Origin of the sequence: Aquimarina algicola, assembly GCF_006443095.1 — a bacterium.
Taxonomy (GTDB): Bacteria; Bacteroidota; Bacteroidia; order Flavobacteriales; family Flavobacteriaceae; genus Aquimarina; species Aquimarina algicola.
The window spans coordinates 504,964-511,859 of the sequence record NZ_VFWZ01000005.1 but is presented as its reverse complement, the minus strand read 5'-3'; the positions used below and the strand labels follow the sequence as shown (position 1 = coordinate 511,859).

Annotated in this window: 6 protein-coding genes; all 6 read left to right on the top strand. The window is 30.4% G+C overall.

The window, feature by feature from the left end:
- Window positions 1-278: 278 nt before the first annotated feature.
- Entirely contained in the window at window positions 279-2,225 is a 1,947-nt protein-coding gene (gene thrS, locus FHK87_RS17965) for a threonine--tRNA ligase (protein ID WP_140595149.1), read from the top strand.
- A gap of 81 nt (window positions 2,226-2,306) precedes the next feature.
- Window positions 2,307-2,816, top strand: coding sequence for a translation initiation factor IF-3 (infC, locus tag FHK87_RS17960; RefSeq protein WP_140595148.1), 510 nt, complete (start codon window positions 2,307-2,309; stop codon window positions 2,814-2,816).
- A 71-nt stretch (window positions 2,817-2,887) separates the two neighbouring features.
- Entirely contained in the window at window positions 2,888-3,085 is a 198-nt protein-coding gene (gene rpmI, locus FHK87_RS17955; RefSeq protein ID WP_027394180.1) for a 50S ribosomal protein L35, read from the top strand.
- A 98-nt stretch (window positions 3,086-3,183) separates the two neighbouring features.
- The gene (rplT, locus tag FHK87_RS17950; RefSeq protein WP_140595147.1) at window positions 3,184-3,528 is read left to right on the top strand and encodes a 50S ribosomal protein L20; all 345 of its coding nucleotides are present in this window, start codon (window positions 3,184-3,186) and stop codon (window positions 3,526-3,528) included.
- A 173-nt stretch (window positions 3,529-3,701) separates the two neighbouring features.
- Window positions 3,702-4,112 carry a hypothetical protein gene (locus tag FHK87_RS17945; protein WP_140595146.1) on the top strand — a complete coding sequence of 137 codons (411 nt, stop codon included), beginning with the start codon at window positions 3,702-3,704 and terminating at the stop codon, window positions 4,110-4,112.
- A gap of 9 nt (window positions 4,113-4,121) precedes the next feature.
- A complete protein-coding gene (locus tag FHK87_RS17940) occupies window positions 4,122-6,881 on the top strand; it encodes a PAS domain-containing hybrid sensor histidine kinase/response regulator (protein WP_140595145.1) in 2,760 nt (919 codons plus the stop codon).
- Window positions 6,882-6,896 lie beyond the last annotated feature (15 nt).

Sequence of the window (6,896 nt, the reverse complement as noted above, 5' to 3'; positions counted from 1 at the left end):
GTTTTGCGGGTGCAAACATACAACCCTTTTTTAAATCAACAACAAAAAAATTACCTTTTTTTAACCAAAAAAAATAACAAAAATCTTAACACTCTAGTAACCTTAGCTTTACAATAAAAATAATCCTCAAAATAAAAAAAACTCCTATCATATATATTAGCTTCAGGTCGTTTTGAATGCTTTTTATGTTCTATATATTACTTCAAAATTAATATTGTCATTATCTATTGTATGAATTTTATTAAGGTATTATCTTTGTCGACCAAATTATAGAAATAATGATCAAGATTACATTACCGGATGGTTCGGTTAGAGAATACCAAAGTGGTATTACTGCAATGGATGTTGCCAAAGATATTAGTGAAGGTTTTGCAAGAAACGTAATTTCTGCAAAATTTAATGATAATACTATAGAGACATCTACTCAATTGACCACAGATGGTAATCTTGTCTTATATACTTGGAAAGATGACGAAGGTAAAAATGCATTCAGACATTCTTCGTCACATGTATTAGCTCAGGCATTAGAGGAATTATATCCCGGCGTAAAGTTATCTATAGGTCCTGCTATCGAAAACGGATTCTATTATGATGTAGATCTCGGTGACAAAACTATTTCTGAAAAAGATTTTAAGACTATCGAAACCAAAATGCTAGAAATAGCTAGAGGAAAGCATGATTTTAAAATGAGATCTGTCTCTAAAGCCGAAGCTTTGGAAAAATATAAAAAAGAAGGTAATGAATATAAGGTTGAATTAATTGAAAATCTTGAAGATGGAACAATCACTTTTTGTGACCATGATACATTTACCGACTTATGCAGAGGAGGACATATCCCTAACACAGGTCTTATAAAAGCTGTAAAGATTATGAGTGTTGCAGGAGCATATTGGCGGGGAGATGAAAATAACAAACAACTTACCAGAGTATATGGCACCTCTTTTCCTAAACAAAAAGAACTGACTCAATATTTAGAATTATTAGAGGAAGCCAAGAAAAGAGACCATCGAAAATTAGGTAAAGAATTAGGACTATTTACTTTTTCACAAAGAGTAGGTCAAGGATTACCGCTTTGGTTGCCAAAAGGAGCTGCTTTAAGAGATCGTTTGGAACAATTCTTAAAGAAAGCTCAGAAAAAAGCAGGCTATGAGATGGTAGCGACTCCTCATATTGGTCAAAAAGATCTTTATGTGACGTCTGGTCATTATGCTAAATATGGAGAAGACAGTTTTCAACCTATTAACACTCCTGCTGAAGGTGAAGAGTTTTTATTGAAACCTATGAATTGTCCTCATCATTGTGAGATATATAATAGTGAACCTTGGTCTTATAGAGACCTTCCTAAAAGATATGCAGAGTTTGGTACTGTTTACAGATATGAACAAAGTGGTGAATTACATGGACTAACAAGAGTAAGAGGTTTTACTCAAGATGATGCTCATATTTTCTGTACTCCTGATCAGTTAGATAAAGAGTTTAAAAACGTAATAGATCTTGTGTTATATGTTTTCAGTTCTCTTGGGTTTGAAAATTTTACAGCACAAGTATCATTAAGAGATCCTGAAAATCCTGATAAATATATCGGTAATGACGAAAGCTGGAAAAAGGCTGAAGATGCAATTCTAAATGCTACCAAAGAAAAAGGTCTAAATTATGTTATTGAAACTGGTGAAGCTGCCTTTTATGGACCTAAACTTGATTTTATGGTCAAAGATGCCTTAGGGAGAAGTTGGCAATTAGGAACAATACAAGTTGATTATAACTTGCCCGAGCGTTTTGATTTAACATATAAGGGAAGTGATAATGAACTACATAGACCTATTATGATCCACAGAGCTCCTTTTGGAAGCTTAGAAAGATTTATTGCGATACTACTGGAACATACTGGAGGAAACTTCCCGTTATGGCTTATGCCAGAACAGGCTATCATACTCTCTATCAGTGAGAAATATAAAAAATACTCAGAAAAAGTTTTAAATTTGTTAGAAAATAACGAAATTCGCGCCCTTGCGGATCATAGAAACGAAACTATAGGAAAAAAGATTCGAGAGGCGGAAATGAATAAATTTCCGTATATTATAGTCATCGGAGAACAAGAAGAAAATACTGAAACTATTTCAGTACGTAAACATGGAGGAGAAGATTTGGGATCTATTTCTATAGAAGATTTTTCTAAGATTGTAGAACAAGAAATTAACAAAACATTGAAGTCTTTTGACATATAATTATTTTAGTATATAAGTTTAATTTAAAATTTTTAAGCCATAGCAATAAGAAGAAGAAGGTCTCAAAAACCAACAAGAGTCATTAAAGAAGATGCACACAGAATTAACCAAAAAATTCGTGTTGACGAAGTGCGTCTTGTAGGTGATAATGTAGAAGTAGGTGTTTATCCTACAAAAAAAGCACTACAACTTGCTGAAGAGCAAGAATTAGATCTTGTAGAAATTTCACCCAAAGCAGTACCTCCTGTTTGTAAAATAATGGATTATAAAAAATTCCTTTATGAACAGAAGAAAAGAGATAAAGCTCTTAAATCAAAAGCAACTAAAGTTGTTATAAAAGAAATTAGATTTGGACCTAATACAGATGAGCATGATTATGAATTTAAGAAAAAGCATGCTATCAAATTTTTGACTGAAGGTTCAAAACTAAAAGCTTACGTATTTTTTAAAGGGCGTTCTATAATTTATAAGGATCAAGGACAAATATTACTCCTAAGATTGGCACAAGAATTAGAAGAATATGGTAAAGTTGAGCAAATGCCAAAATTAGAAGGTAAACGTATGATAATGTTTATCGCTCCTAAAAAATAATGATACTATCAATTTTCTAGTATTAGAAAATTTTTACAATAAATAAATGAGATTATAAAAACAAGGATACAATGCCTAAAATGAAAACAAAATCTAGTGCAAAGAAGCGTTTTAAGCTTACTGGCACTGGTAAAATCAAAAGAAAGCACGCTTTTAAGAGTCATATACTGACAAAGAAATCTAAAAAGCGTAAGCTAGCTTTGACGCACTCAACATTAGTGCACAAAAGCGATGAAAATAGTATTAAAGAACAATTACGTTTAAAGTAATTTATTCTTTAGTCAGGTTAAAATTAGTATAAACCCAGGAGTTAGGCCATTACAAAGTATCTATTCAATAGATCGCCTACTACTAAAAAATTTAAATTATGCCAAGATCAGTAAATTCAGTTGCAAAAAGAGCTCGTAGAAAAAAGGTTCTTAAGCAGGCAAAAGGTTACTTCGGAAGACGTAAGAACGTTTGGACAGTAGCAAAAAACGCGGTTGATAAAGCGATGTTATATTCGTACAGAGACCGTAAAAACAAAAAGAGAACTTTCCGTGCGTTATGGATCACTCGTATTAATGCAGGTGCTCGTATTCACGGTATGTCTTACTCTCAATTTATGGGAAAAGTAAAAGCTAATAATATCGAATTAAACCGTAAGGTTCTTGCAGATTTAGCTATGAATCACCCAGAAGCTTTTAAAGCAATTGTAGAAAAAGTAAAATAAGTAATCTTTTAATAAAATAAACAATCTCATTTATCTATAAGAAAAGCCCGTTGATCAACGGGCTTTTCTATTTTAACAACACATCTTTTGCGCTTTTTGTCGACAAAAACAATCTTTTAATCTGTTAAAAAATGTTAAATTCAATATTTTTCATTATTTTAGCTTAAAAAGCTATGAAGAAAAAGTACTATTATCTCCTTATCTTATTTGTAGTGTTCCTCAATCATTCTCTACTTTTTTCTCAAACCCAACATACACAACATTCAAATCACGTAAGTACAGAAGTAATCTTTGGATTGTTAGAAATACCATTCTTAGCTATTGCTCTCGTATTCAGTTTTCTTACTGCTTCTAAATTAAAAGGAGGAAAATTTGGAGCTGGCATGAAGTTACTTGCCTGGGGATTTGTAGTTATGGCTTTGGGGCATTTGCATATGCAAATAGCTCATATATTTAATTATAACTTTTTCAAAAATATTTTTGGCAACACACTAGGAAATTATATTTGGTTTTTTGCTTTAATTCTTACCTGGGGATTATCAGCTTTAGGATTTTATAAAATATATAAAGCCAGTAAAATATAATTTTATTAAATGATTAAAAATTGGTTCCATAAAATAATATCTCCAAAAATAACTTTTCCTCCAAAAAAGCATGAAGAACAAGAGATTATTGATCTTATTGACTTTTTGATAAGGAAAATTGACAAACAATCTATTACCATTAATTTGAATCACAGAATAAAAGAGTTTCAATCTGCATCGCTTGCAAAAAAAATCTCTTTATTACCACAAACTTATCTGGTTCTTGAAGAATTGATAATAGAAAAAAATTACACTAAACATATTTCCAAAAATTCAATCAGAGATAACGTCTCTAATAAATTTCAACACCTGTTTAAGTATAAAAGTTTTAAGCTTATTTTTAATCCTTTGAATGAGCAGGAATTAATTCTTTGTAAATCATTTCTCATAAATATTTTACAAAAATCTTCAGAATTAATTGGTGATTACAATGACAATCAAATTCTCGTCATAAAAAAACAACTTGATACTCCTTATGATCTGAATACTTTAGAACTTATCAAAGAGAGAAAGAAGCTTTTAGATTTTTCGAATCAAATTTTCTTAAAATTAAGAAACAGTCTAGGGATTAATGCAGTCACGAATATTTACTTAGTAATATACAAAGAGCATTTTCAATCTTATTATTTATTAGAATCATTTACTTCTATTTTGAATGTTATCCCAGAAGAGATTCTAGCAGAAGACCTCATCAACCTTCCCAGTAAGCAACAAATGCATAAAATGCTTCAAAAACAGCTGTACAATTTAGAAGAAATTAATACCAAACTTACAGAGGAAATCATTGAACGAAAAAAAGTAGAAGAAGAATTAAAATATAGCGAACACTTAAATACTACTGTTCTCGAAACTGCTATGGATGGTATCATACTTGCTAATAGTAAAGGCACTGTTTTGAATTGGAATAAACAAGCCGAAAATATACTAGGACTAAAAAGAGAGGATACTATTGGCAAAAATATTTTTTCTTTGGTTCCTTCTAAACTAAGACGTGTATTGAAAAGTAGTATCCATAATTATATAAAAACTGGAAATAATGAATTAATCAATAAACGGGTTGAAACTTCAATACAAAAAAAGGATGGATCAGTTGTATATATTGAACTTACGATAATTGCTATTAAATCAAAAAATGATTATTTATTCCATGCATTTTTTAGAGACATCACCAACAAAAAAATTATTGATAATGAAATTAGGGAAGCTAAAGTAATTGCAGAAAAATCTGCGAAGGCAAAATCTATATTTTTATCAAACATGAGTCATGAAATCAGAACTCCACTTAATGTAATTCTTGGCTTAACGAGTATTCTTCAAAAAAGCGATTTTAGCAATCTCGAAATTGACAAAAAAAATCTTGATGGCATACAATTCTCTGCCGAAAACCTTCTGACTCTTATCAATGATATTTTAGATTTTTCTAAAATTGAAGCTGGAAAACTTGCGTTACATAAAACCGACTTTAATCTAAGAGAGTTGATAAGCAATATTTCAAGAGGCTTCAAAATTAAGGCAGAAGAAAAAGGGTTAACGTACAAGATGGCTATTGATACATCTGTTCCTAAATTTATTATTGGAGATCAATTAAGGTTAAATCAAATACTTTTAAATCTTCTTGGCAATGCTATAAAGTTTACTCACAAAGGAGAGATTTCTATTAGTGTTATTGCTAAAGAAACAACAAATAATAAAATCTCAATCGATTTTTCAGTACGTGACACCGGAGTAGGTATCCCTCAAAATAAACTTAAAAACATTTTTGAAAGTTTTTACCAAATACATAAGCCTGGAAAAAATAAAATAGAAGGAACCGGACTAGGACTTGCAATATCAAAACAGCTTATAGAACTACAAGGAGGAACGCTTCATGCAGAAAGCCGATTAGATTTTGGTTCTACTTTTAATTTTTCTATCAATTATGATAAAAGTAATTTTAAATACTCCGAGTCAACTAAAACAGGTATAATTTCTGAACAAGAAGATCAAATTTTATCCCAGATCAAAGTATTAGTCGTAGAGGATAATAAAATGAATCAATTTTTTATAAAACAACTATTATCGAACTGGAATATTGACGTACAAATAGCAGATCATGGTAAAATTGCTTTAGAAAAATTAGAAAATAATGTATTTGACCTCATTCTTATGGATATGCATATGCCAGTAATGGATGGAGCAGAAACAACTATTCAAATACGAAAAATGCAAGATCCGAAAGTAAGCAAAATTCCTATAGTAGCCTGCTCTGCTGATGTGTTTCCAGAATCTAAAAAAAAGGCATTTGAAGCTGGAATGGATTTTTACCTGACTAAACCTCTAGGAGAAAATGAATTAAGAGAAATTCTTTTGAGTTTGACTCACAGAGAAAATAATACAGAACAAAATCAGCCTGTTCAACAGAAAAAAACAAAATTTTGTGATCTTTCTTTCCTACAAAAAACATTTCATAATGATAGCGATATTATCATAAATGTTCTACAAATCTTTGTTGACGAAACTACTTTAGATTATAAAAAACTAGAAAAAGCAATACAGAGTAAGGATATTGATTTTATAAGAGAAATAGCTCATAAGCTTAAATCTAGTTTTAGAACTATAGGTTTACATGATGAAACCAATGCGCTAGTAAAAATTGAAAAAGCTGCAAGAGAAAATACCGATTTTAATATTATTTTGAATTCTTTTACCTTTATTAATAATCGTTACCTCGATATTATAAAGGAATTAAAATCAATTATAAAAGAACTCAACTCTTTCGACTTATCCTAGTTTCTTTTTTTTAAC

Bases quoted from the DNA above. Each gene is read 5' to 3' on its own strand.
- thrS (WP_140595149.1), top strand. From the start codon at position 279: ATGATCAAGATTACATTACCGGATGGTTCGGTTAGAGAATACCAAAGT.
- rpmI (WP_027394180.1), top strand. From the start codon at position 2,888: ATGCCTAAAATGAAAACAAAATCTAGTGCAAAGAAGCGTTTTAAGCTT.
- rplT (WP_140595147.1), top strand. From the start codon at position 3,184: ATGCCAAGATCAGTAAATTCAGTTGCAAAAAGAGCTCGTAGAAAAAAG.
- FHK87_RS17945 (WP_140595146.1), top strand. From the start codon at position 3,702: ATGAAGAAAAAGTACTATTATCTCCTTATCTTATTTGTAGTGTTCCTC.
- FHK87_RS17940 (WP_140595145.1), top strand. From the start codon at position 4,122: ATGATTAAAAATTGGTTCCATAAAATAATATCTCCAAAAATAACTTTT.